This is a genomic window from Marinomonas sp. G8-14, assembly GCF_055808935.1.
Map to the genome: position 1 here is coordinate 3,218,558 of NZ_CM147891.1, position 25,849 is coordinate 3,244,406.

Below are 25,849 nucleotides of genomic sequence, written 5' to 3' on the forward strand. Positions count from 1 at the left end.
TGCATATAGCCGACTGATAACCAGCCGGTTGTCGCACCCCAAACTTTGAGCTATTAACCCAAAGAAATTTGTACTTCCACGCCTGCCGCAAGATCTAACTTCATTAGAGCATCAACTGTTTTTTCAGTTGGCTCAACAATGTCTAGAACACGTTTGTGTGTACGGATTTCATACTGATCACGCGCATCTTTGTTTACGTGTGGAGAAATCAATACTGTATAACGCTCTTTGCGAGTAGGAAGTGGAATCGGTCCACGCACTTGCGCACCTGTACGTTTCGCTGTGTCCACAATTTCTTGTGTTGAAGCATCGATCAGACGATGATCAAACGCTTTCAGACGAATACGGATTTTTTGGCTTTGCATTTCCAACTCCAAATACAATGTTTTAATGACTTAACTGTACATTTATTAAGCCACAATCCTTTTTTAAGGACGGCGAATATTAGCCATTCAAAAACTGGTTGTCAAGTAACCAATTTCTGAACAAACAAAATAAACCATAAAATAAAAAGGCCACCCGATATGCGAGTGGCCTTTTCCAAATCAAAGTAAGCAGATATTACTATCTAATTACTTAAGGATTTTAGCTACAACACCAGCACCAACTGTACGACCACCTTCACGAATCGCGAAACGTAGACCTTCGTCCATCGCGATTGGGTGAATTAGCTCAACAGTCATTTGAATGTTATCACCAGGCATAACCATTTCTACGCCTTCAGGAAGAGAACATGCACCAGTTACGTCAGTTGTACGGAAGTAGAACTGTGGACGGTAACCTTTGAAGAATGGAGTGTGACGACCACCTTCATCTTTACCCAACACATATACTTCAGCTTCGAACTGAGTGTGAGGAGTGATTGAACCAGGCTTAGCCAATACTTGACCACGCTGAACGTCTTCACGCTTAGTACCACGTAGAAGAATACCACAGTTCTCACCAGCACGACCTTCGTCAAGAAGCTTACGGAACATCTCAACACCAGTACAAGTAGTCTTGGTAGTATTAACGATACCAACAATTTCAACTTCTTCTTGGATCTTGATAATACCGCGCTCAACACGACCAGTAACAACCGTACCACGACCTTGAATAGAGAACACGTCCTCGATAGGCATCAAGAATGCACCGTCGATAGCACGTTGTGGCTCAGGGATGTAAGAGTCTAGCGTTTCAACTAGTTTACGAACAGCCGTTGTACCCATTTCGTTGTCGTCTTCGCCTTTCAACGCCATTAGCGCAGAACCTGGGATGATTGGAGTGTCATCACCTGGGAAGTCGTATTCAGATAGAAGGTCACGCAATTCCATCTCAACCAATTCTAGCATCTCTGCGTATTCTTCAGAATCCGCACCACCACAATCTTCAGCCAACAAGTCAGACTTGTTCAAGAAAACAACGATGTAAGGAACACCTACTTGGCGAGAAAGAAGGATGTGCTCACGAGTCTGAGGCATTGGGCCGTCAGTCGCACCACAAACTAGAATCGCACCGTCCATTTGAGCAGCACCAGTGATCATGTTTTTAACATAATCGGCGTGTCCAGGACAATCTACGTGCGCATAGTGGCGAACTGGAGAATCGTACTCTACGTGAGAAGTAGAGATAGTGATACCACGCTCACGTTCTTCAGGAGCATTATCGATACCGTCAAAAGCAACGGCTGTACCGCCATACACTTCTGCACATACACGAGTCAATGCTGCTGTTAGCGTTGTTTTACCATGGTCAACGTGACCGATAGTGCCAACGTTAACGTGTGGTTTATTACGTTCGAATTTACTCTTTGCCATGATACATACACCTTAAGAATTAGTAAGTATGATGATTAATCTTCATTTTTGATGATCGCGTCTGCCACACTAGCCGGTGCTTCAGCGTATTTCTCAAACTCCATTGCATAACTTGCACGCCCTTGCGACAAGCTACGCACGTCAGTTGCATATCCGAACATTTCCCCAAGAGGAACTTCAGCACGAATAATCTTCCCTGACGGGGAATCGTCCATCCCCTGAACAAGACCACGACGACGATTCAGGTCACCCATTACATCGCCCATGTATTCTTCAGGGGTTACAACTTCCACTTTCATTACAGGTTCAAGAACACAAGGATCAGCGTCAGCCGCTCCTTTTCTTAAGCCCTGAGAAGCTGCAATTTTAAAGGCCATTTCATTAGAGTCAACATCATGGAACGAACCATCGATCAGCACAACCTTGATACCCAATAAAGGGTAACCAGCGATCACGCCATTCTTCATTTGCTCTGAAACACCCTTTTCTACTGCAGGGATGTATTCTTTAGGAATAGCACCACCAACAATCTCGTTAACAAACTCAAGTCCATCCTTATCGGTTGGAATCAACTTCATCACGACATGACCGTATTGACCACGACCACCGGATTGACGCACAAACTTGTGATTAACCACCACTTCTTTGCGAATTTTCTCCCGATAGGAAACCTGAGGCTTACCAATGTTCGCCTCCACCTTAAACTCGCGACGCATACGGTCAACGAGAATATCAAGATGCAGCTCACCCATACCGGAAATAATTGTTTGCCCAGTCTCCTCATGTGTTTCCACTCTAAAAGACGGGTCTTCTTGCGCCAATTTACTCAGCGCAACACCCATTTTATCTTGATCCGCCTGAGATTTAGGCTCAACCGCAACAGATATAACAGGCTCAGGAAACTCCATGCGCTCAAGCACAACGACATCATTCATATCGCAAAGCGTATCGCCTGTCGTCACGTATTTCATACCCACAACAGCGGCAATATCGCCCGCCAATACTTCTTTAATCTCTTCACGGTTATTCGCATGCATTTGAACCATTCGACCAATACGCTCACGCTTCTGCTTAACAGAATTATAAACCGCATCGCCAGAACGCAATACACCGGAATAGACACGAATAAATGTCAGCGTACCTACAAATGGGTCTGTCGCTATCTTAAACGCCAACGACGAGAACGGATCCTCATCATTCGCAATACGAGTCACAACAGTTTCACCATCTTCAAGCGTCCCTTCAATCGCTTTAACTTCAAGCGGAGAAGGCAAATATTCAACAACCGCATCCAAAACAGCTTGCACGCCTTTATTTTTAAAGGCTGAGCCACAGGTTACCAACACTATCTCATTAGACAGTGTACGAGTCTCGCAGGCCGCTTTTAATCTCCTCAACAGATAACTCACCTTCTTCAAGGTACTTATCCATCAATTCGTCATTTGCTTCTGCTGCCGCCTCTACCATCTGTTCGCGCCACTCTAATGCTTCATCAAGCAGATCTTCAGGAATTTCCTCCAAAGAGAAAGTCATACCCTGATCTTCTTCGTTCCACATTATTGTCTTCATCAAGACTAAATCAATAACACCTTTAAAGTCTTCTTCAGCGCCAATATTAATCTGTATAGGAACAGCGTTTGCACCAAGACGAGTTTTTAATTGACGCACAACCGAAAAGAAATTAGCCCCCGTACGATCCATCTTGTTAACAAAGACCATACGAGGCACTTCATATTTATTCGCCTGACGCCAAACTGTCTCAGTTTGAGGCTGCACACCCGAAGAACCACAAAGCACAACAACAGCACCATCTAGCACACGCAAAGAACGCTCTACTTCAATAGTAAAGTCTACGTGCCCAGGCGTATCAATAATATTAATACGGTGCTCTTCAAACTGCTTGTTCATTCCACTCCAGAAGCAAGTTGTTGCCGCTGAAGTTATCGTGATACCACGCTCTTGCTCCTGCTCCATCCAATCCATGGTGGCAGCACCATCGTGCACTTCACCAATTTTATGAGACAGACCAGTGTAAAAAAGAACGCGTTCAGTTGTCGTCGTCTTACCTGCATCAACATGCGCACAAATACCGATATTACGGTAGCGGTTGATAGGGGTTTTACGTGCCACTGTGTATCCTTCTCTGGATGATTAGAAACGGTAGTGAGAGAATGCTTTGTTAGCTTCTGCCATGCGATGAACGTCTTCACGTTTCTTAACAGCAGAACCTTTGTTTTCGGCAGCATCTAAAATTTCGCCTGCAAGACGCAAAGCCATGGATTTTTCACCACGCTTACGTGAAGCATCAACCAACCAACGCATAGACAATGCAGCGCGGCGAGCAGGACGTACTTCAACAGGTACTTGGTAAGTCGCACCACCAACACGGCGAGATTTAACCTCAACCATTGGCTGGATAGATTCTAGTGCTTTTTCGAAGATAGCCATTGGCTCTTCTGTTTTAGCGCGTGCTGCAACAGTATTCAATGCATTATACACAATGCTTTCTGCTACAGATTTTTTACCACTAACCATTACATGGTTAATAAATTTAGCGAGAAGTTGGCTTCCGTGTTTAGGATCCGGAAGGATTTCACGCTTAGCGACGACGCGTCTTCTAGGCATATCTACATCCTCTTCAGGTTCGCCCGAGACAATTTAATTATTGCTCGGCCTTACTGTATTAAAAAATTATGTCTAAACGATGAATTAAGTAGCTTCTGCTTACTTAGGACGTTTAGTACCGTATTTAGAACGGCCTTGCTTACGTTTTTGTACGCCTGAAGTATCCAAGCTACCACGTACTGTGTGGTAACGAACACCAGGAAGGTCTTTTACACGACCGCCACGAATCAGCACGACGCTGTGTTCTTGCAGGTTGTGACCTTCACCACCGATGTAGGAAGTAACTTCGAAGCCGTTGGTCAAGCGAACACGACATACTTTACGCAAAGCCGAGTTAGGCTTCTTAGGAGTAGTAGTATATACGCGAGTGCAGACACCGCGGCGTTGCGGACAAGCTTGTAACGCAGGAACGTCACTCTTTGCCACTTTACGTTTACGTGGTTTACGAACCAACTGGTTAACGGTTGCCATTAGACAAGCTCCACAAATCCAATTCTTATGACGGAAATCGCCAAAATTAAGGAGGCGCAAGTTTAATTTGCGCCTATAAAACAGTCAATAGGGAGGCGACTAAAAAATCACCTCCCTTACGATTTAACAGCAAATAACTAGTCTTTCAGTGCCGCACTCAATGCTTCTTCCACATCGGATGCACTCACTGTTGAACTTCCTTCTTTTGCTGCTTGCGCAAGCTCTTTCTTTCTCTTGCGCTCATTGTGGTAAGCCAAGCCCGTACCTGCTGGTATCAAACGACCTACAACAACGTTTTCTTTCAAGCCACGCAAGTGATCTTTCTTACCAGTTACCGCACCTTCCGTAAGAACTCGAGTTGTCTCTTGGAAAGATGCTGCTGATATAAAGGACTCAGTAGCCAAAGAAGCTTTCGTGATACCTAGAAGCACGCGTTCATACTTCGCTGGAAACTTACCTTCAGCGAGAGCTTTTTCGTTTGCATCTAGCAGGTGAGTAAACTCAACCTGATCACCTTGGATAAGATCCGTATCACCAGAATCTGTGATTTCCACTTTACGCAACATTTGGTTAACAATAACTTCAATATGCTTATCGTTAATCACAACGCCTTGTAAGCGGTAAACCTCCTGCACTTCATTTGTGATGTAATCAGCCAAAGCCTCTACACCTTGAAGACGCAGAATGTCATGAGGACTCAATGGACCATCGGCGATAATTTCACCTTTTGCCACTTCTTCACCATCAAAGATGTTGATTTGACGCCATTTAGGAATCAATGTCTCAACTGGCTCATCACCATTTTGTGGCGTGATCACCAAACGAATCTTACCTTTTGTCTCTTTACCGAAGCTAACCACACCGCTTGTCTCTGCCATAACAGCAGGATCTTTCGGACGACGCGCCTCGAACAGGTCGGCCACACGTGGCAAACCACCGGTAATATCCTTGTTACCAATAGATTCTTGAGGAATACGCGCAAGAACCTCACCGGATTTCACTGTCGCACCATGATCTAGGCTTAACAATGCTTTTTCAGGAAGCATGTACTGTACTGGTGATTCAGTACCAGGAATCAATACAGGGTTACCCTCTGCATCAACAACGGCAATCATCGGACGTATGTCTTTACCAGCAGCAGGACGGTCACGCATCTCCATAACTTCAATCGTAGTCAAGCCCGTCATTTCGTCAGATTGACGACGAATAGTCACGTTCTCTTCCATACCACTGAATTCAAGACGACCCTCCATTTCAGATACGATTGGGTGTGTATGTGGATCCCAGTTAGCGACGATTTGACCCGCCGTTACTTGGTCACCTTCACGTACACTCAATACCGCACCGTAAGGAAGTTTATAACGCTCTTTCTCACGACCTGCTTCGTCAGCAATTGCTAATTCAGAAGAACGAGAGGCAACCACTAGGTGCCCAGTGTGACGCTCGATACTCTTCATTTTATTAAAACGAACCGTACCTGCACTCTTCACTTGAACACTATCTACAGCAGATGCTCGAGATGCCGCACCACCGATGTGGAAGGTACGCATTGTTAACTGTGTACCAGGCTCACCGATGGACTGTGCTGCAACAACACCAATCGCCTCACCAATATTAACCTGATGACCACGAGCAAGATCACGACCGTAACACTTAGCACATACACCATGACGTGTATTACAAGTGATAACAGAACGAATGATCATTTCATCCACACCGGCCGCTTCGATAGTACGCACATCGTGCTCATCGATTAGCTTACCAGCCTCAAGTACTAGCCCACCTTTTGCGTCCATAACATCTTGAGCCACTACACGACCCAATACGCGATGACCCAGTGGCACAACGACATCACCACCTTCAATCATAGCCGCAACGGAAATACCATTTGTCGAGCCACAATCAATTTCAGTGATAACCAAATCCTGCGCTACGTCTACTAGACGACGCGTCAAGTAACCGGAGTTCGCTGTTTTCAACGCCGTATCAGCAAGACCCTTACGAGCACCGTGTGTAGAAGTAAAGTACTGAAGTACAGACAGACCTTCACGGAAGTTTGCAGTGATTGGTGTCTCGATGATAGAACCATCTGGTTTCGCCATTAGACCACGCATACCACCCAACTGACGCATCTGAGCCACACTACCACGAGCACCAGAGTCGGCCATCATATAAACAGAGTTGAAAGATTGTTGCTCAACCGTTTCACCTGCTTTGTTGACAGTCATCTCTTTCGCCAAGTTCTTCATCATGGCTTCAGTTACGGTTTCGTTAGTACGAGACCACAAGTCGATTACCTTGTTGTACTTCTCGCCTTGCGTTACAAGACCGTCAGCGTATTGGTATTCAATTTCTTTAACTTCGGCTTCGGCTTTGGCAATGATCGCTGCTTTTTCTGGTGGGATAACAAAGTCATCAACACCTACAGAAGAGCCTGACGCTGTTGCGTAAGCAAAACCCGTGTACATCAATTGGTCAGCAAAAATACAGCTCTCTTTCAAGCCGACTTTACGGTAACACTCGTTGATCAAGTTAGAGATTGCCTTCTTCTTCATGGTTTGGTTAACCACAGAGAACGGTAGACCATCAGGAACAATATCAAACAACAAAGCGCGACCAACTGTTGTATCCGCAATGAAAGTAGACGGCACTTTTTCGCCATCTAGAGTAGTATCAACTTGGCTGATACGTACTTTTACTTTGGCATGCAATTCAACTTGTTTCGCACCATACGCACGGTGTACTTCTTTAATGTCAGAAAATGCCATGCCTTCGCCTTTGGCATTAATTTTCTCACGCGTCATGTAGTACAGCCCCAATACAACGTCCTGAGAAGGTACGATGATCGGCTCGCCGTTTGCAGGCGATAGAATGTTGTTCGTAGACATCATCAAGGCACGAGCTTCAAGCTGTGCTTCAATCGTCAACGGAACGTGAACCGCCATTTGGTCACCATCGAAGTCAGCGTTGTATGCCGCACACACTAGTGGGTGCAACTGAATCGCTTTACCTTCGATCAACATTGGTTCAAACGCTTGGATACCCAAACGGTGAAGTGTTGGCGCACGGTTCAACATCACTGGATGTTCACGGATAACCTCATCAAGGATATCCCACACTTCAGGCGTTTCACGCTCAACCATTTTCTTCGCTGCTTTGATCGTCGTCGCCATGCCACGAAGTTCAAGCTTAGAGAAAATGAATGGCTTGAATAGCTCAAGTGCCATTTTCTTAGGTAGACCACACTGATGTAGACGCAGTGATGGACCTACTGTGATTACAGAACGACCAGAATAGTCAACACGCTTACCTAGCAAGTTCTGACGGAAACGACCTTGTTTACCTTTGATCATATCAGCCAAAGATTTTAGAGGACGTTTGTTCGAACCTGTAATGGCGCGACCACGACGACCGTTATCAAGCAATGCATCAACAGATTCTTGCAACATACGCTTTTCGTTGCGTACGATGATATCTGGAGCAGAAAGCTCTAACAGGCGCTTTAGACGGTTGTTACGGTTAATCACACGACGGTAAAGATCGTTCAAATCAGACGTCGCAAAACGACCACCTTCAAGTGGCACCAATGGACGAAGATCTGGCGGAAGAACAGGCAATACGTCAAGCACCATCCACTCTGGGTTGTTACCAGAATGATAGAATGCTTCAACCAGCTTAAGACGCTTAGAAAGCTTCTTAATGCGAGTTTCTGAATTCGTGCTGTTTAGCTCTTCACGCATGCTGTTGATTTCTACAGGCATGTCTAGATCGCGAAGCAACATCTGAACCGCTTCCGCACCCATACGGGCATCGAATTCGTCACCGAACTCTTCTAGCGCTTCAAAATACTGTTCATCGTTTAGCAATTGGCCTTTATCAAGCGTCGTCATACCTGGATCGATCACGATGAAAGATTCAAAATACAAAACACGCTCAATGTCACGCAACGTCATATCTAAGATAAGACCGATACGAGACGGAAGAGATTTCAAAAACCAAATGTGTGCAACAGGCGATGCAAGCTCAATGTGACCCATGCGTTCACGACGCACTTTAGACAGAGCCACTTCAACGCCACACTTCTCACAGATAACACCACGGTGTTTCAAGCGCTTGTATTTGCCACACAAGCACTCATAGTCCTTAATAGGACCAAAGATTTTTGCACAGAACAAACCGTCACGTTCTGGTTTGAACGTACGGTAGTTGATGGTCTCTGGCTTTTTAACTTCACCGTAAGACCATGAACGAATCATATCTGGTGATGCCAAGCCAATGCGGATCGCATCAAACTCGTCAGATTGTCCCTGTGATTTTAGAAGACCTAATAAGTCTTTCATGGATATTCGCCCCACTCGTAAGGCCAGGGAGTCTTGCTCCCCAGCAGGTCAAATGTGATTCGTGCTTATTCGTTTTCCAGCTCGATATCGATACCAAGAGAACGAATCTCTTTCACCAACACGTTGAAGGACTCAGGCATGCCAGGTTCCATACGGTGGTCACCGTCTACGATGTTTTTGTACATCTTAGTACGGCCATTCACGTCATCGGACTTAACAGTCAACATCTCTTGAAGCGTGTAAGCAGCACCGTATGCTTCTAGTGCCCATACCTCCATCTCCCCGAAACGCTGACCACCGAACTGAGCTTTACCACCCAGCGGTTGCTGAGTAACCAAGCTGTAAGAACCAGTAGAACGTGCGTGCATTTTGTCATCAACCAAGTGGTTCAACTTCAGCATATACATGTAACCAACGGTTACAGGACGTTCAAAAGCATCACCAGTGCGACCGTTAAACAATTTAACTTGGCCACTTTCGTTGATTCCAGCTAAGCGCAACATACGTTTGATTTCAGACTCTTTTGCACCATCAAAGGCACCAGACGCCATTGGAACACCACCGGTTAAGTTGGATGCCAAGGTTAAAATTTCTTCATCTGTAAAGCTGTCTAAATCTTCTGTACGAGCACAGCGCAAATCGCCTTCATAGCCGTTGTAGATTTCATCAAGGAAGCTACGCAATTCTGCAACTGCTTCAGCTTTCTCACGCTCTGCAACAAGCATTTCGTTGATCTTACGACCCAAGCCTTTAGATGCTGCACCTAAGTGAGTCTCCAAGACCTGACCAACGTTCATACGTGAAGGAACACCTAGTGGGTTCAATACGATATCAACTGGATCACCGTTTTCATCGTACGGCATGTCTTCAACTGGCATAATTTTAGAAATTACACCCTTGTTACCATGACGACCGGCCATTTTATCACCTGGCTGGATGCGACGTTTAATGGCAACATAAACTTTAACGATTTTAAGAACGCCAGGCGCTAGATCATCACCTGTTTGTAACTTGCGTTTCTTATCTTCAAATTTAGCATCAAGCTCTTTACGGCGTTCAATCAAAGCGGCTTGTGCTTTTTCAAGTTGCTCACTCGCTTCTTCGTTCGCAACACGAATTTTGAACCACTCAGGGTGATCTAAATTCGCCAAGAACTCTTCTGTAATGATCGCATTACGAGCTAGACCAGGACCACCCTCAGCTTGTTGGCCAATTAGGGCTTCAGCTAAACGCTCAAACGTTGCCTTTTCGACAATACGAAACTCTTCATTCAAGTCTTTACGGACCTGATCAAGTTGCGATTTCTCGATAGACTTAGCTCGCTCATCTTTCTCGATGCCATCACGAGTAAAGACCTGAACGTCGATAACGGTACCGCGAGTCCCCGTCTTAACGCGCTGCGACGTATCTTTTACATCAGACGCTTTCTCACCAAAGATAGCACGCAAAAGCTTCTCTTCAGGCGTCAGTTGAGTTTCACCCTTAGGTGTTACTTTACCAACTAGAATGTCGCCTGGCTCCACTTCAGCACCGATGTAAACGATACCAGACTGATCCAACTTAGAAAGCGCGCCTTCACCCACGTTAGGGATATCGGCTGTAATCTCTTCAGGCCCAAGCTTAGTGTCACGTGCAACACACGTTAACTCTTGAATGTGAATAGACGTGAATCGATCTTCTTCAACCACACGCTCAGAAACCAGAATCGAGTCTTCGAAGTTATAACCATTCCAAGGCATGAAAGCGATACGCATGTTTTGACCAAGCGCCAAATCACCCATATCAACAGAAGGACCATCGGCCATAATGTCGCCAGAAGCCACCTTCTCACCTTTCATCACCAAAGTACGCTGGTTAATACACGTGTTCTGGTTAGAACGCACGTATTTGGTTAGGTTGTAGATATCTACACCCGCCTCACCAGCAATCGTTTCTTCTGAGTTCACACGCACAACGATACGACTTGCATCAACTGACTCAATCACACCGCCACGATTCGCAACGATACAAACACCAGAGTCTTTTGCTACATTTCGCTCCATACCCGTACCTACAACAGGCTTATCAGCCTTAAGCGTCGGTACAGCCTGACGTTGCATGTTCGAACCCATCAATGCACGGTTAGCATCATCGTGCTCTAGGAACGGAATCAAAGACGCCGCCACAGAAACAACCTGACGAGGAGACACGTCCATTAGGTTTACTTTCTCTTTTGGAATCAGAGTAGTTTCGTGCATGTGACGAACCTGAACCAACTCATCAACCAAACGACCTTCCGCATCCACGTTAGCAGACGCTTGGGCAATAACATATTTCGCTTCATCAATCGCAGAGATATAAACCGTTTCGTCAGTCATCTTGCCATCAATAACCTTACGGTATGGCGTTTCTAAAAAGCCGTAGCTGTTAGTACGCGCATAAGTTGATAGCGAGTTGATCAAACCAATGTTTGGACCTTCTGGCGTTTCGATAGGACAAACACGACCGTAGTGAGTCGCATGCACGTCACGAACCTCAAAGCCTGCGCGCTCACGTGTAAGACCGCCAGGGCCTAACGCAGAAACACGACGCTTGTGAGTAACCTCAGAAAGCGGGTTGTTTTGGTCCATGAACTGAGACAATTGGCTGGAACCAAAAAACTCTTTGATTGCAGCAGCCACAGGCTTCGCATTCAAAAGATCTTGCGGCATAAGGCCATCTGCCTCTGCCATAGATAGACGTTCTTTTACGGCACGCTCAACACGCACAAGACCAACACGGAATTGGTTCTCGGCCATTTCACCAACAGAACGAACTCGACGGTTACCCAAGTGATCGATGTCATCGACCATGCCGTTACCGTTACGGATATCTAGCAAGGTTTTCAATACATCTACGATGTCATTATTATCAAGAACACCTGGACCCGTATCTTCTTCACGACCCAAACGGCGGTTGAACTTCATTCGACCAACGTTCGACAAATCATAACGATCTTCTGAGAAGAACAGACCTTGGAACAAGCCTTCAGCCGACTCTTTGGTCGGTGGCTCACCAGGGCGCATCATGCGGTAAATTTCAACCAAAGCTTCTAACTGATTACTGGTTGGATCAATACGAAGCGTATCAGAAATAAATGGACCATTATCCAAATCGTTCGTATAAAGCGTATCCACTTCGGTAATACCGGAAGAAACCAACGCTTCTAGCAAATCAACCGACAACTCAGTGTTTGCTTCCGCAATCAACTCACCCGTCGCAGGGTGGACCAAGTTTTTCGCCGTGACTTTACCAAGCATATACTCAAGCGGTACAGAAAGACGCTCAAGACCTGATTTTTCCATTACACGAATATGCTTAGCCGTAATACGACGACCTTCTTCTACAATCAGTTCGCCATTCGCATCAGCAATATTAAATAGCGCCGTCTCGCCACGTAGACGGTTCGCCACTAGATCCATTTCAAAACCATCACGCTTCAAATAAAAACGAGTAGACTCAAAGAAAGTATCTAGAATTTGCTCAGTTCCGTAACCCAAAGCGCGCAACAAAATAGTTGCTGGCAACTTACGACGACGGTCAATACGAACAAATACGCAATCTTTTGGATCAAACTCGAAATCCAACCATGAACCGCGGTAAGGAATAATACGAGCAGAATGTAGTAACTTGCCTGAAGAGTGTGTCTTACCACGATCGTGGTCAAAGAACACACCAGGAGAGCGGTGTAATTGAGATACAATAACGCGCTCAGTCCCGTTAATTACAAAGGTACCATTGTCTGTCATCAGCGGAATTTCGCCCATGTAGACTTCTTGCTCGCGAATGTCTTTGATTGCCTTGTTGGACGACTCTTTATCATAAATGATGAGTCGAACACGAACACGTAAAGGTGCCGCGTAAGTAACACCACGCAACTGACACTCTTTAACATCAAAGACTGGCTTGCCTAAACGGTAATCGACGTATTCAAGCGCCGCATTGCCGGAAAAGCTGACCATTGGAAAGACAGATTTAAAGGCCCCATGCAGACCTAATTCCCCACGCTCCGCAAGACTTTTACCTTCCTGCAGAAAATTACGGTAGGATTCAAGCTGAATTGCCAGCAAGTATGGCACATCCAAAACGGGCGGCAGTTTACCGAAATCCTTACGGATACGTTTTTTCTCAGTGTATGAGTAAGCCATCAGCATTCCCCAGCTTGTGCACATTGACGCAAAAGGCCCAAATCAGGCCTTACCATATATGGGAGCATTATCTCCCATTTGAAAATTCTTTTAAGGTTTATTTGAGTTTCAGAAACCCAAAAAGGCCGGTGACAAAAATGTCACCAGCCATTTCGACTATTGGTCGAAATCTGGAAATGCAAGTATCATTACTTGATTTCGACAGATGCACCAGCTTCTTCAAGAGCCGCTTTAAGAGCAGCAGCATCTTCTTTAGAAGCAGCTTCTTTAACAGTCATTGGAGCGCCGTCAACGATTGCTTTAGCTTCTTTCAAGCCTAGGCCAGTCGCTGCACGAACAGCTTTGATTACGTTTACTTTCTTATCGCCAGCAGCAGTCAGAACAACGTCAAATTCAGTTTGTTCTTCAGCAGCAACGCCAGCGTCAGCAGCAGGACCTGCCGCTACAGCAGCCGCTGCAGATACGCCGAATTTTTCTTCCATTGCAGAAATTAGTTCAACAACGTCCATCACAGACATTTCTGCTACTGCATTGATGATATCTTCTTTAGTTAGAGCCATGACTCAGATTCCTAGCATTCTTTAAAATTACCCGAAGGTAATAAAACAAAATATTTATCAAGAAGGGATACGGTAAACCGTATTAAGCCGCTTCTTGCTCTTTTTGATCGCGAACCGCTGCAAGAGTACGTACCAACTTGCTTGTTGCGCCCTGAATAACACTCATCAGTTTCGCAATAGCTTCGTCGTATGTAGGCAGTGTTGCCAAACGATCAATGTCGCCAGCTGGGATCAACTCACCGTTGAACGCCAACGCCTTTACTTCAAACTTGCTGTTCGTTTTTGCAAACGCTTTCAACAAACGAGCCGCCGCACCTGGGTGCTCGTTAGAAAAAGCAATTAGCGTAGGACCAACAAAGCTCTCAGCTAGACATTCGAAGTCAGTGCCTTCAACTGCACGGCGAGCCAAAGTGTTACGTACTACACGTACATAAACACCTGCTTCGCGCGCTTCTTTACGTAGTGCAGTCATGCTGCTCACGGTAACACCGCGAGAATCAGCCACAACCGCAGACAACGCAGTTTTAGCAACTTCGCTAACTTCGGCGACAATGGCTTTTTTGTCTTCTAGACCTAATGCCACTGGTTTTCTCCTGGATTAGCAGGGAATAAATTCCCCTATTTTTACCAACTCTCCGATTGCTCGAAGTACTTGCTGGTGAGTTAGATCCAAGTATATCTGAATCGGGCCACACCATCTGCGCAGGACAAACATTTTTCAACGTTGTTATTAAACCGTGAGGTTCCTGCGGTCTTTGACGGCCTACTCAACAAATTAATGAAGGCAGACCCCAAAGCTCATGATCTAAATATGCTTACTTAGTAGCGTTAAGCGCACCTAGATCAATTTGTAGACCAGGCCCCATTGTAGAGGACAAAGTCACTTTCTTAAGGTAAACACCTTTCGAAGACGCAGGTTTCGCACGACGCAAGTCGGTCAAAAGCGCTTCAAGGTTACCTCTGATAGCATCCGCAGCAAACTCAATAGAGCCAACAGCAGCGTGGATGATACCATTTTTATCTGTACGGTAACGAGCTTGACCTGCTTTTGCGTTTTTAACCGCAGTCGCAACGTCAGGCGTTACTGTGCCAACTTTCGGGTTAGGCATTAGACCACGAGGGCCTAGAACCTGACCTAGTTGACCAACGATGCGCATTGCATCTGGAGAAGCAATAACAACATCAAAATCAAGGTTACCAGCTTTAACTTGTTCAGCCAAATCTTCAAAACCAACAACATCCGCGCCAGCCGCTTTCGCCGCCTCAGCGTTTGCACCTTGCGCAAACACAGCAACACGAACATTTTTACCTGCACCGTGAGGCAATACAGTAGAACCACGAACAACCTGATCAGATTTACGTGGGTCAACGCCTAGGTTAACAGATACGTCGATAGATTCTTTGAACTTAACAGTAGAAAGCTCAGACAATAGAGCAACCGCTTCCTCAACAGAGTAAAGCTTAGTCGCTTCTACTTTTTCAGCGATCAAGCGAGCGCGTTTCGTTAATTTAGCCATTAGTTAACACCCTCAACTTCTAGACCCATAGCGCGTGCGCTACCAGCAATAGTACGAACTGCTGCATCCATGTTAGAAGCAGTCAAATCAGCCTGCTTAGCAACAACAATCTCTTCTAGTTGAGCACGAGTAACCGTACCAACTTTTTGGGTGTTTGGACGTGGAGAACCACTCTTCAAGCCTGCTGCTTTCTTAAGCAATACAGCCGCTGGAGTAGACTTAGTTTCGAACGTAAAACTACGGTCACTGTATACAGTGATAATAACAGGCGTTGGAAGACCAGGCTCTAGACCTTGAGTTTTCGCATTGAACGCTTTACAGAACTCCATAATATTCACACCGTGTTGACCAAGTGCTGGACCAACTGGTGGACTTGGGTTCGCTTGACCCGCTTTAACTTGCAGCTTGATATAAGCTTGGACTTTCTTAGCCATTTTTTAACTCCAATTGGGTCACTGCCCTAAGGCTACCCGTTCAACAAAATCAGGCCTTTTCAACCTGACTAAATTCCAAATCAACTGGCGTTGAGCGCCCAAAAATAAGCACCGCCACTTTGATTCGACTTTTATCGTAATCCACTTCTTCCACAACGCCATTAAAGTCGGCAAACGGGCCCTCGTTAACACGAACCACTTCACCCACTTCAAACAAGGTTTTAGGACGAGGCTTATCGACGCCGTCACTAACACGCTGCAGAATGGCATCCGCTTCGCGACTGGTAATGGGTGATGGCTTATCAGCCGTACCACCAATAAAACCCAATACACGAGAGGTGCCTTTAACCAAATGCCAAGAGGCATCATTCATATCCATCTGAACCAACACATAACCTGGATAGAATTTTCTTTCACTCTTGCGCTTTTTACCATCTCGGATTTCAACCACTTCTTCGGTCGGCACCAAGATGTCACCAAAATTCTCTTCCTGCCCCATAACCTGCACTCGCTCAATAAGCGAACGCATTACGTGCTTTTCGTACCCTGAGTACGCCTGTACTACATACCATCGTTTGGTCACGAGCAACTCCTAACTAATTACCGAGGAAACGATCCAGCCAAGGAGCGAATCCACCCCCCATAGCACGAGAGACATAAAAACAACAACCGCTAACACAATCAAGGTCGTTTGCACGGTTTCTTGTCTCGTTGGCCATACAACTCTGCGAATTTCGGTTTTAGCTTCTTTTGCAAGAGTAAAAAAAGCCTTACCTTTAACAGTTTGTAACGCAACAAAACCAGCGACACCGGCCAACACCAAAATAGCGATTAAACGATACAATAGTGACTCAGCAGAATAATAGTTATTACCAATCACGCCTACCGCAACTAGCAGAACAACAATCGCCCACTTAAACACATCTCCGCGAGACGCTTGAGCTTCAGTACTCGAACTCATACTTCAGGTGATCCCTAACTAAGAAATAGGATACGAAAGATGGCAGGCCAAGAGGGACTCGAACCCCCAACAGCCGGTTTTGGAAACCGGTGCTCTACCAATTGAACTATTGGCCTACATTCGTATGGGCGGAGGATGATACCTGAACAAGCTAAACTTAGCAAGGGTATCTGCCCAAAAAACAGACAATAAAAAAGGCGGCTAACCCACCTATCTTTTGCATTGAAAATGCTGGAGGCTCATGAGCAGATTTGAACTGCCGACCTCACCCTTACCAAGGGTGTGCTCTACCAACTGAGCTACATGAGCTTGGAGCGGGTAGCGGGAATCGAACCCGCCTCTTCAGCTTGGAAGGCTGAGGTAATAGCCACTATACCATACCCGCAATTGGTGGAGGGAGGTGGATTCGAACCACCGAAACTCTCGTGGCAGATTTACAATCTGCTCCCTTTGGCCACTCGGGAACCCCTCCACGTACTCAGCGCTACAACGCAACACCCCAAAAGGTGGGAGCCATTATATGAATCGCTTTGCCAATTGCAAGCACTAGCAAGGATTTTTTTCTAATTTTATCATCATCTTGGTCAGATCAAAGCGTGAGACAAACCGCTCCCAGTCTTTCTCACTAACAGGCTGAGCTATATCAATCTGCTGAATCGACACATTTCGCATATGTTCATAGACATCAACAGTATAACCGGAAATATTTTGTATTCGCTGCTTCGCTTGATCAGCCCTCTCCTGCGAAGAATACAGACCTAATGAAATGCGATTTTTCATCTCAGCACGGTTAATAACAAAACTATCAACCGATTTAGACGCAAGATCTTTGACAATTTTTGCCGCCGTGGCAGGCGTGTCAGGCGCTGCAATGTACAACCAAAATTTAGGGCGCTTACCTGTCACTTCCTGCTCTTTGTAAGCCCAACCAAAATCTGTCAGCACTTGGGTGATTTGTTTTTTATCCTCTTGTCGCTCTGTCTCCAGACGTGGACATAATAATGCAGGTGACTTAGCAACCGTTTGATCTATGACTCGATTCAGCGCCTCTTCTAAACTTTCATTCGATGACGTATTCACCTTGAGGTTTTGTTCGTTAATTGCTGGCACCTCGGACAACAAATGGATCTTTTCACTTACAGGAGGGGCGTAAATGGATTCTTGAGCCACCTTTGGTTTATCTTTTACAAAACCATGCCAGCCGAGAAATCCTGCATTAAGCAACACCACACACAAAAATAGCCACTTCATTTGTCGCCTCTCAAACGCTCATCACCCACCAGCTTCGCACCCAAAGCGACAAGATTGGGCTGACACTCCAACGCAATACCCAATACATCCAGCAATCTTCGCGCATCCCCACCCGTCACAACCCATTTGAAAGTAGAGTAACGGCGATAAATACGCTCCAAGAAACCCAGCGCCATTTCATGACACCCTTCCGTTACCGCCCTGGCCGTTGAGTTAGGTAAGCCTTGCCCAGCGACCACTTCATGCGCCTCATAACGAATACGCGCCGTTTTAGAAAGCAAGGCATCCTCCATCATAGCGAGCCCTGGAGCTATGTAGCCGCCAAGGTGCACACCAGCCTGGTTTACTACATCCACTTTAATCGCCGTTCCTGCATCGACGATAACCACATCGCCTTTCACCAAATGATGCGCTGCAATAACACCTAACCAACGGTCTATCCCTAAGCGTTCAGGCTCAATGTAAGCATTGCGCACACCACACGCGTAATCCTGACTTTTTAATGTCAACCACTGACTTTGCGGAAACTCTGCTTGAATATCTGCGCGCAACAAAGCACTCAACTCTTTGGAACGAACACTGGCAAAATAGATCACATCTGGCACAAAGTCTGTATCAACAGGATAAGTGTCACCACGACTAACCCATAATACTTGCTCACCCAATAAAGCAGTAAATTTAATACTCGTATTGCCTGCGTCAACCACCAGTAAATTAGACTCGACGGACACTAATTTCTCCCCCATGCAACGCCACCAGCTCACCATTTTCTTCCAATAACAGCGCCCCCTTTTGATCAATCCCTCGAGCAATACCTTGGCGTTGCTGAGACACACTGCTTACTGTGACTGATTGATTAAATAACACGTCATACGCCTGCCAATGATGTTGGAAGTGCTTCATGCCATGGCCATCTTCGAAGAGTCTACAAACCTCTATAAGCTCCCTAGTAAGCTCAGCCAATATCAGGTTTCGGCTAGGCCTTGACTTTAATCGAGACACAAGGTCTGTCCATGGCTGATCAACGTGCGTCATAACACTCTTATCCATCTCGACATTAAGACCGATGCCAATAATGACATGGCAAACATCCTGATCCGCAACCATTTCTAGTAAAATACCGCAGATTTTCTGGCCATCAACCTGCACATCGTTTGGCCATTTTAGCCCAGGGTTTGGCACGCCTAGTTTTTTTAATACCCGAGCAACAGCCACTCCTGTCGCAAGGCTTAACCCCTCCACAACGCTTGGACCATTATCAAAACGCCACACAAACGAAAAGGTAATGTTTTTAGCAACACCCGATTCCCATTGGCGACCACGACGCCCTTTTCCCTGAGTCTGACGCTCAACCGAAATCAACACAGGTAATGAAGCCCCCTGTGAAATATAACGCTTTGCATCACCATTTGTAGATTCCGTTTCAAACGCTAGGTTAATCGCGACCTCATCCGGCACACCATTCTTACGCAGCGCCTCTTCCGACAATAATTCAAAAGGTGATGGCAGCCGATAGCCACGTCCCTTTACGGAGTGAACGTTCACCCCTATAGACTCAAGCTTTTTCAGTTTTTTCCATACAGCAGCACGAGTCACGCCTAATACGGCTCCAAGCTCTTCACCAGAGTGAAATTCGTTATCACTAAGCAGCGCTAAAACGGCATGCATCGACGCTCTCCAATTTGTCTATATATTAAGGGCTAAACCTGCCGAAAGGGCAAAAACGACTGACCCTGTTGCGCCTGTAGCCAATTCAATTCAGGGTATTCACAAACTTGATCAACGGCATGTATAGCATAAGCATGACGAGAGCGATCGGAACGGTTTGCATAGCTAAGATGTGGAAACTCGCCATTGAGGATAACCAAAGACCCTTTAGGGACAGGTAGTGGCACTAGGGCATCAGAATCCCAACTATGCTCTTTCAGAGTGACCATTTGGGTCTCAATTGCCCTAGGGTGCATACGCTCAAATCGTTTTAATAGCCCTTGTTTATGCCCCTCTGGTATTCCCCAAAGGCAGCCATTCTCCAGTGTCGCCTCTTCGATAGCAAACCACAGCCCAATCACACTCATTGGCGAGGTATAAAGAAACGTGCTGTCTTGATGACAATTAACTTCTCCCCCAATTCCAGGCTGCTTAAAGATGTACATAGATTGTGCGGCTCGCGGATCTTTCATGCCTAACCGTTGCAACAGTGCAGACCATACTGGAGACAATGAAAACTCGCTAAACAAGGTATCTTGGGAATGCAAACCATGACCCACTTTATTGATAGACAATTCGAGCGGCTGCTTCAGCTCTCCCGTTTCATCAAAGGCTTCCTCTTCGAAGAAAAAAGACACCTTATCGGCTGACTCCATAAAATAACGATCAGTATGACGAGACTGTTCATTCGTTGTAAAAATAGAGCGCACCACTTCTGGCTCAAATGCTGCCATTAGCTGCGTCATGCGGGATTTCAATGCATTACAAATTGACTCAGGTACAACCGATTCCAATACCAAGTATCCGTTATTATGATATTGATCCACTTGCAATTGAGTAAGTTCAATAGTGTTAAGCTTAAGATCTATTTGATTCATCATATACCTTCCCTTTACCCATTGCTGTCTGCATTGGCTCTTATGAAGAACACGATTTCTTGCATTAATGTGTTAAAATGAGGATTCCAAGAAACCCTTGCGGCATGGGGGCTTTTTTCTAGCAAAGCATCTGATTTTTCGCCAAACCAATTCGCTTGATCAGTACGACAACTCTCATATAAGTCCTCATCTGACACATACCAACCACAAACACGATAGATACCAGACTCGCCATAATAAGTGTTCTCAGGATTACCATGTACAGCCATATGCGACAGACCGAGAATTCTATCCTTAGGCCAATTGGTATTGTAAACCTTGATTCGGTCAGTATTCACACTCATTTGATCTTTACTGTACAGCACCATTTGACTCTTGGAGCCTATCATCCCTTCCTTAAATACCTCCTCCGTGACAGAGGAATCAACCGTCTGATCGTCTTCAGACAAGGCAATAAATACGGGTAAACGCTTAGGCTGATCCAATACTAAATCACGCACTTCCGCTGCTAATTCGTACACCTCGGCAATCGCTGGTAGAGGGATTGAAGCGTATTTCGCAAAATCATCACTAGGATCATTGTCTAACCAGTCTGTCACTAACGCCAACCAAGGTGCAAGCCAATCTATACCGCTGTTTACTTTAAATACAGGTGAAAACAAGATGGCCCCTGCAACTTGATCAGCATGCTGCCAAGCGTACTCTGTTGCCAATGCGCCACCTGTAGAAAAGCCGCCTACATATAAGGTATCCACTTCTTGACTGAACCCATTAGCCGCATTTCGGAAGGTAGCACGCCAATCGTCACGGGATATATCCAATAAATCCTCCGCTTTCGTACCATGTCCTGGCAATAAAATCACACGAACGTGATAACAAGCCGCTTGTAACGCCATGGCAGGGTCGCGCATAGAAAAAGGAGAGTCCGATAAGCCATGAGACAAAAGCACACCAATATTAGCTCGTCCGGCACACGCTTCTGGATCCGGCAACAATTCAAAAGGCATCACCGCATCCAGCTCTCTAAACTTATTGGCAGGATTAAGCCATCGCTTATTTTTTACAAGATACTCCTCTGCACGCACTAGGTATTGCTCAAATGACTCGCCTGCTGCAAAAACAAATGCTGTTTGTTTCTCCGCCGCATTTAACATCCCAGAAATGGGCAATGTCAAAAGACACACGCTCCACAACATAACTTTTTGCCACATACCAATCCTCTCATTATTAAGTAATTCAATCTAACCCATGTTTTTTTACACACAGCAAACTATGCTAACATTCAATATTTGATCGTCACATCTATTCCATATGAAAAGACCTTACCCTGATGCTGAACAAGTACTTTCTCTTTGGTTTCCACTGGTGAAAAAATTTTACCAGTCCCATTACCCAAGTGGAAAACCTAATAAAGCAGATCCAATTTGGGTCATACGCAACCATAAAAACGCCATTCTTTGTGCCCTTCGGCTCAAACGGATTGCAGAATATCAACTGCTCACCGCCATGGTGACCGAACCAAGCCATCGAAACATCGGCCTCGGCAGTCACCTAATCAACAACATTCATTCCGCATTAAATGACAGACCGACTTATTGCTTTGCCTTCACCCATTTGGTGCCTTTTTATCATGCAAATCATTTTACGACTATCAGCGTCGAAATGTTACCAGCAGAACTCCAAAAACGTTTTCAAGCCTACACATCTCAAGGCAGAAGCATTACACCTATGCACTATATTCTCCGCTAAAACAGACTTAAAAAGCACTTAAAATACCTTAAATTACTAAAATACTTCGATCATTGTTGACCCTTTTTCCTATCCTCCAGTACCTTTGAGAACATTACTGACCTTGCCATAAGAAACCAATAAGAATACCGAGGAAATCATGTCTATCACCTTACCTACAAACTCGAAAATGCTAAGCCAAGATTTTATTTTTGGCGTAGCGACAGCGGCGTTTCAAATCGAAGGCGCGACCCAATCTGATAATCGTCTGCCCTCTATTTGGGACACGTTTTGCGCTACGCCTGGCAAAGTAAAAGACATGGATAATGGCGACATAGCCTGCAATCACTACCAATTGTGGGAGCAAGATATCCAGTTGATCAAACGACTCGGTGTTGATGCTTATCGACTCTCGATTGCATGGCCTCGCGTCATGGACGAAAACGGCAAAGCGAATCAAGCTGGGACTCGACTTTTATCGCCATTTACTCAAAAAACTTAAAGAAGAAGGACTAACCGTCTTTGTCACTCTCTACCATTGGGACCTACCACAACACTTAGAAGACAAAGGTGGCTGGCTAAATAGAGAAACCGCCTATCAATTCAAAAAATACGCCGATTTAGTGACCCAAGAACTCGCTGAATGGGTCGACAGTTGGGCGACATTCAATGAACCTTTCTGCGCTGCAATTTTAGGTTATGAACTGGGCATACACGCCCCTGGTTTAAGCAAGCCAGAATACGGCAGACAAGCCGCTCACCATATTTTACTGGCCCATGGTTTGGCTTTACCCGTCATCCGTAAAAACGCCCCAAACTCACAAGTGGGCATTGTGCTCAATATGAATCGCTCCTATGCCGCCAGCGAAAAGGCCGAAGATCAATTCGCTTGCTTGATGCGTGACACTTTGGACAACCAATTCTTTATTGAGCCTCTGATGACCGGCCAGTATCCCAAATTACTCAAAACCGTCGCACCGCAGTACCTACCAACGGTTTTGCCAGGTGACATGGACATCATTGCTCAACCGATTGATTTCTTGGGCATGAACTTCTACACCTGTAATCATAACGCTTACGACGCGGATAACCTGTTCAAAAATGTAAAAAATAGCCAAGCGGTTGAGTACACTGATATCGGCTGGGAAATCGCACCACACGCTTTTACCGAACTATTAGTGAATTTACACAAACAATATCACTTACCGCCTATGTACATTACCGAGAATGGCGCCGCTTGCGCGGATCACATCGTGGATGGCGAAGTCAACGATGAGCAACGCGTACGCTATTTAGATAGCCATTTAAACGCGGTTAATAAAGCCATTGAAAATGGTGTTGATATTCGAGGTTATTTTGCTTGGAGCTTGATGGATAACTTTGAATGGGCTGAGGGGTACAGCAAGCGTTTTGGTCTCATCTACGTTGATTATCAAACTCAGGAAAGAACCATAAAACAGAGTGGTTATGCATACCGTGATTTTCTAAATAGCCGCAAAGGTTAGCAATTTAGGCACATATTATTGAATAAAAAACGCCCGACGTATAACATCGGGCGTTTTTATTTATCACTTCATTAGCGACGAGTATTTAATAGAAAACTACTTCAAATGGCCGGCATTATGAAGCTCTCTATCACTCTCTGCTGGCGGAGTCCACTGATACTGCCAAGTCTCAGTCAACGGCTGACCATTAGCTTCTAAATAAACCCGTAAGTTAATCGGCTTAGGCTCGCCTTTTGGTGGCACCAAATCAAACATTGCTCGATAACCATCAATAGAATGCAGTGGTCGAGCAGACTCAATCTCTACTCTTCCTTCCGAAGAGGTAATGACGGCTTTTACTTTCGTATCATTGCCTAGCATTGCTAAAGAACCACCAGCAAAGTCGACCACAAAGCGCTTGCTATAATATTGACGCTTCTTACCAATCACACCGCCAATGCCCGTAAAGGTATCAACGACACGCGCTCGATTAGATTGCACCGGAGGATGGCTTCCCCAATACATGTTGTAGCTATACAGTAGCTCTTGACCCGCTTCAACTGGTGCCGCGGGGTTCCAGAAAGCAACGATGTTATCGAATGTTTCATCAAGAGTTGGAATCTCGACCAATTGTACAGAGCCTTTACCCCAGTTACCAATCGGTTCAATCCATAAGCTTGGGCGCTTCTCATAAAAAACACCGTCATCTTGATAGTGGTCAAAGTTGCGATCACGCTGTAGCAAACCAAAGCCCTTTGGATTCTCATCGCTGTAAGCATTAAACTGCAAATTAGCAGGGTTGCTTAAAGGGCGCCAGATCCACTCTCCGTTACCCGTTTGCATGGCCAAGCCATCAGAGTCATGAATTTCAGCGCGCCAATCGTAATTGGTTCTACGATCATTTTCGCCGACCATAAACATACTGGTCATTGGCGCAACACCCAAACGCTCAACCGATTTACGTGGGTAAACGGCCGAATCTACTCGCATTTTAAACGGTTCACCTGGTGACATATCAAAACGATAGGCACCTGTCACACTTGGAGAGTCCATTAATGCGTACACCGTCACTAGATCCGAGCCTGGCGTTGGCTTCTCTAACCAAAAGTCCGTAAAAATTGGAAACTCTTCAGGGTGCGGCATCGCCGTATCAATCGCTAGACCACGAGCAGAAAGGCCATATTGCATTTCGCTACCTACCGCACGGAAGTAACTCGCCCCTAAAAAAGCGACAACATCACGCTGCCAGTCTGTCGCAAATTGCATTCTAAATCCGGCAAAACCAAGATCTTTAGGAAGCTTATTACCATCTACCTTGGACTTACCGTAGGTAAATTCAGAAGGCATGTAAGGAATAGGCGTTGATTTACCATTTTCCAACTCATTCATATGAATGGGCGTGTCAAAACCTAACCCAAGATGAAAAAGCTCTGTACGAAACTCCGATTTTTGATCACGCCACAAGGCCGCGTCTTTATTAAAACGAATTTCTTGGTAATCATCCCAGTCAAGGCGTTTTAAGCTCTCAGGTAATTCACCTTGATGACTTTTATAAGGCGTTGTCGCCAATTGGCGCGCATATCCTTTTAACCAAGCATAGCTGAACGCCTGTCCTTCTTCCGGCTGAGCAGCAGATTGTGTGGCCTGAGACGGTGACGTCTGTGACTGGGCGGCACAAGCCGTGAGGCTAAACAACACGCCAACAGCGACCAGTGATCGACTCACTAATCTTTGTAAGCGATGAGAGGCATCTATTTTATGGGGATTGTGCATTGTCTGTGGCACAACCAAGTTTGAACCCTTCATGGACTCAGAAAAACAACGAGGAAGCATATAACATGACCCTATCAATTAAAAAATTAATATCTATATTAGCTAATTACGACCATACCGAGTGTTCAGATAGAGTAAATATTTAATATATTCATATG

The 25,849-nt window shown here is 45.5% G+C and carries 21 protein-coding genes, 4 tRNA genes and 1 pseudogene; 3 read left to right on the forward strand and 23 right to left on the reverse strand.

Translation table 11 applies throughout. The features are described 5' to 3' along the window. Positions 1 to 53: 53 nt before the first annotated feature. From rpsJ to AC0L6V_RS16600, 22 genes and pseudogenes are all read right to left on the reverse strand, one after another. Positions 54 to 365 (reverse strand): 30S ribosomal protein S10, encoded by a 312-nt coding sequence (gene rpsJ, locus AC0L6V_RS16495; RefSeq protein ID WP_012071937.1) that lies wholly within the window; start codon positions 363 to 365, stop codon positions 54 to 56. Between the two features lie 207 nt (positions 366 to 572). Continuing rightward, positions 573 to 1,796, reverse strand: a complete 1,224-nt coding sequence (tuf, locus tag AC0L6V_RS16500; protein WP_265219472.1) for an elongation factor Tu — start codon at positions 1,794 to 1,796, stop codon at positions 573 to 575. A 35-nt stretch (positions 1,797 to 1,831) separates the two neighbouring features. Continuing rightward, positions 1,832 to 3,926, reverse strand: a pseudogene (gene fusA / locus AC0L6V_RS16505) (elongation factor G). Positions 3,927 to 3,947: 21 nt separating this feature from the next. Beyond that, on the reverse strand, positions 3,948 to 4,421 hold the full coding sequence (rpsG, locus tag AC0L6V_RS16510) for a 30S ribosomal protein S7 (protein ID WP_110577361.1): 474 nt from the start codon (positions 4,419 to 4,421) through the stop codon (positions 3,948 to 3,950). Positions 4,422 to 4,520: 99 nt separating this feature from the next. Then, on the reverse strand, positions 4,521 to 4,892 hold the full coding sequence (gene rpsL / locus AC0L6V_RS16515; protein ID WP_111608624.1) for a 30S ribosomal protein S12: 372 nt from the start codon (positions 4,890 to 4,892) through the stop codon (positions 4,521 to 4,523). Between the two features lie 137 nt (positions 4,893 to 5,029). Further along, positions 5,030 to 9,232, reverse strand: coding sequence for a DNA-directed RNA polymerase subunit beta' (gene rpoC, locus AC0L6V_RS16520; protein WP_409418798.1), 4,203 nt, complete (start codon positions 9,230 to 9,232; stop codon positions 5,030 to 5,032). 65 nt (positions 9,233 to 9,297) lie between these two features. Continuing rightward, positions 9,298 to 13,398: a DNA-directed RNA polymerase subunit beta gene (gene rpoB, locus AC0L6V_RS16525; RefSeq protein WP_265219473.1), complete on the reverse strand. Its 4,101-nt coding sequence runs from the start codon at positions 13,396 to 13,398 to the stop codon at positions 9,298 to 9,300. 188 nt (positions 13,399 to 13,586) lie between these two features. After that, a complete protein-coding gene (gene rplL / locus AC0L6V_RS16530; protein ID WP_012071944.1) occupies positions 13,587 to 13,958 on the reverse strand; it encodes a 50S ribosomal protein L7/L12 in 372 nt (123 codons plus the stop codon). Between the two features lie 82 nt (positions 13,959 to 14,040). Continuing rightward, a complete protein-coding gene (rplJ, locus tag AC0L6V_RS16535; protein WP_265219474.1) occupies positions 14,041 to 14,541 on the reverse strand; it encodes a 50S ribosomal protein L10 in 501 nt (166 codons plus the stop codon). Between the two features lie 232 nt (positions 14,542 to 14,773). Beyond that, entirely contained in the window at positions 14,774 to 15,475 is a 702-nt protein-coding gene (rplA, locus tag AC0L6V_RS16540; protein ID WP_265219475.1) for a 50S ribosomal protein L1, read from the reverse strand. Next, positions 15,475 to 15,909, reverse strand: coding sequence for a 50S ribosomal protein L11 (gene rplK / locus AC0L6V_RS16545; protein WP_111608618.1), 435 nt, complete (start codon positions 15,907 to 15,909; stop codon positions 15,475 to 15,477). The genes rplA and rplK overlap by 1 nt, the downstream gene beginning before the upstream one ends. A 49-nt stretch (positions 15,910 to 15,958) precedes the next feature. Next, positions 15,959 to 16,492, reverse strand: a complete 534-nt coding sequence (nusG, locus tag AC0L6V_RS16550) for a transcription termination/antitermination protein NusG (protein ID WP_012071948.1) — start codon at positions 16,490 to 16,492, stop codon at positions 15,959 to 15,961. 9 nt (positions 16,493 to 16,501) lie between these two features. Continuing rightward, a complete protein-coding gene (gene secE, locus AC0L6V_RS16555) occupies positions 16,502 to 16,870 on the reverse strand; it encodes a preprotein translocase subunit SecE (protein ID WP_111608617.1) in 369 nt (122 codons plus the stop codon). Positions 16,871 to 16,910: 40 nt separating this feature from the next. Further along, positions 16,911 to 16,986: transfer RNA gene (locus tag AC0L6V_RS16560), tRNA-Trp, on the reverse strand. Positions 16,987 to 17,106: 120 nt separating this feature from the next. Further along, positions 17,107 to 17,179 (reverse strand) — tRNA-Thr (locus tag AC0L6V_RS16565). A gap of 1 nt (position 17,180) precedes the next feature. Continuing rightward, positions 17,181 to 17,255 (reverse strand) — tRNA-Gly (locus AC0L6V_RS16570). Positions 17,256 to 17,258: 3 nt separating this feature from the next. After that, positions 17,259 to 17,342 (reverse strand) — tRNA-Tyr (locus AC0L6V_RS16575). 74 nt (positions 17,343 to 17,416) lie between these two features. Further along, positions 17,417 to 18,121, reverse strand: coding sequence for an SPOR domain-containing protein (locus AC0L6V_RS16580; RefSeq protein WP_265219477.1), 705 nt, complete (start codon positions 18,119 to 18,121; stop codon positions 17,417 to 17,419). Further along, entirely contained in the window at positions 18,118 to 18,852 is a 735-nt protein-coding gene (locus AC0L6V_RS16585) for a type III pantothenate kinase (RefSeq protein WP_409418799.1), read from the reverse strand. Before AC0L6V_RS16585 ends, AC0L6V_RS16580 begins: the two co-directional genes overlap by 4 nt. Further along, positions 18,836 to 19,789: a biotin--[acetyl-CoA-carboxylase] ligase gene (locus AC0L6V_RS16590; RefSeq protein WP_265219479.1), complete on the reverse strand. Its 954-nt coding sequence runs from the start codon at positions 19,787 to 19,789 to the stop codon at positions 18,836 to 18,838. The genes AC0L6V_RS16585 and AC0L6V_RS16590 overlap by 17 nt, the downstream gene beginning before the upstream one ends. 32 nt (positions 19,790 to 19,821) lie before the next feature. Beyond that, entirely contained in the window at positions 19,822 to 20,709 is an 888-nt protein-coding gene (locus AC0L6V_RS16595; RefSeq protein ID WP_265219480.1) for a phytanoyl-CoA dioxygenase family protein, read from the reverse strand. An 11-nt stretch (positions 20,710 to 20,720) separates the two neighbouring features. Then, a complete protein-coding gene (locus AC0L6V_RS16600; protein WP_265219481.1) occupies positions 20,721 to 21,917 on the reverse strand; it encodes an alpha/beta hydrolase in 1,197 nt (398 codons plus the stop codon). A 154-nt stretch (positions 21,918 to 22,071) separates the two neighbouring features. On the opposite strand from AC0L6V_RS16600, the gene AC0L6V_RS16605 reads away from it, so the two are divergent. The 3 genes from AC0L6V_RS16605 (at position 22,072) to AC0L6V_RS16615 (ending at position 23,939) form a co-directional block, all read left to right on the forward strand. Beyond that, a complete protein-coding gene (locus AC0L6V_RS16605) occupies positions 22,072 to 22,455 on the forward strand; it encodes a GNAT family N-acetyltransferase (protein ID WP_265219482.1) in 384 nt (127 codons plus the stop codon). 139 nt (positions 22,456 to 22,594) lie between these two features. Continuing rightward, positions 22,595 to 22,936 carry a family 1 glycosylhydrolase gene (locus tag AC0L6V_RS16610; protein ID WP_418138438.1) on the forward strand — a complete coding sequence of 114 codons (342 nt, stop codon included), beginning with the start codon at positions 22,595 to 22,597 and terminating at the stop codon, positions 22,934 to 22,936. Next, on the forward strand, positions 22,833 to 23,939 hold the full coding sequence (locus AC0L6V_RS16615; protein WP_418138439.1) for a family 1 glycosylhydrolase: 1,107 nt from the start codon (positions 22,833 to 22,835) through the stop codon (positions 23,937 to 23,939). The genes AC0L6V_RS16610 and AC0L6V_RS16615 overlap by 104 nt, the downstream gene beginning before the upstream one ends. A gap of 96 nt (positions 23,940 to 24,035) precedes the next feature. On the opposite strand, the gene AC0L6V_RS16620 is transcribed toward AC0L6V_RS16615, so the two are convergent. Further along, complete coding sequence (locus tag AC0L6V_RS16620; protein ID WP_265219484.1) at positions 24,036 to 25,751, reverse strand: OpgD/OpgG family glucan biosynthesis protein; 1,716 nt, start codon at positions 25,749 to 25,751, stop codon at positions 24,036 to 24,038. Positions 25,752 to 25,849: the final 98 nt, after the last annotated feature.

Bases quoted from the DNA above. Each gene is read 5' to 3' on its own strand.
- rplK (WP_111608618.1), bottom strand. From the start codon at position 15,909: ATGGCTAAGAAAGTCCAAGCTTATATCAAGCTGCAAGTTAAAGCGGGT.
- AC0L6V_RS16595 (WP_265219480.1), bottom strand. From the start codon at position 20,709: ATGATGAATCAAATAGATCTTAAGCTTAACACTATTGAACTTACTCAA.
- rplL (WP_012071944.1), bottom strand. From the start codon at position 13,958: ATGGCTCTAACTAAAGAAGATATCATCAATGCAGTAGCAGAAATGTCT.
- tuf (WP_265219472.1), bottom strand. From the start codon at position 1,796: ATGGCAAAGAGTAAATTCGAACGTAATAAACCACACGTTAACGTTGGC.
- rpsJ (WP_012071937.1), bottom strand. From the start codon at position 365: ATGCAAAGCCAAAAAATCCGTATTCGTCTGAAAGCGTTTGATCATCGT.
- AC0L6V_RS16580 (WP_265219477.1), bottom strand. From the start codon at position 18,121: ATGAAGTGGCTATTTTTGTGTGTGGTGTTGCTTAATGCAGGATTTCTC.
- AC0L6V_RS16610 (WP_418138438.1), top strand. From the start codon at position 22,595: ATGTCTATCACCTTACCTACAAACTCGAAAATGCTAAGCCAAGATTTT.
- AC0L6V_RS16590 (WP_265219479.1), bottom strand. From the start codon at position 19,789: ATGCATGCCGTTTTAGCGCTGCTTAGTGATAACGAATTTCACTCTGGT.
- AC0L6V_RS16620 (WP_265219484.1), bottom strand. From the start codon at position 25,751: ATGCTTCCTCGTTGTTTTTCTGAGTCCATGAAGGGTTCAAACTTGGTT.
- rpoC (WP_409418798.1), bottom strand. From the start codon at position 9,232: ATGAAAGACTTATTAGGTCTTCTAAAATCACAGGGACAATCTGACGAG.
- rplA (WP_265219475.1), bottom strand. From the start codon at position 15,475: ATGGCTAAATTAACGAAACGCGCTCGCTTGATCGCTGAAAAAGTAGAA.
- rpoB (WP_265219473.1), bottom strand. From the start codon at position 13,398: ATGGCTTACTCATACACTGAGAAAAAACGTATCCGTAAGGATTTCGGT.
- rpsL (WP_111608624.1), bottom strand. From the start codon at position 4,892: ATGGCAACCGTTAACCAGTTGGTTCGTAAACCACGTAAACGTAAAGTG.
- AC0L6V_RS16615 (WP_418138439.1), top strand. From the start codon at position 22,833: ATGCTTATCGACTCTCGATTGCATGGCCTCGCGTCATGGACGAAAACG.
- AC0L6V_RS16600 (WP_265219481.1), bottom strand. From the start codon at position 21,917: ATGTGGCAAAAAGTTATGTTGTGGAGCGTGTGTCTTTTGACATTGCCC.
- secE (WP_111608617.1), bottom strand. From the start codon at position 16,870: ATGAGTTCGAGTACTGAAGCTCAAGCGTCTCGCGGAGATGTGTTTAAG.
- rpsG (WP_110577361.1), bottom strand. From the start codon at position 4,421: ATGCCTAGAAGACGCGTCGTCGCTAAGCGTGAAATCCTTCCGGATCCT.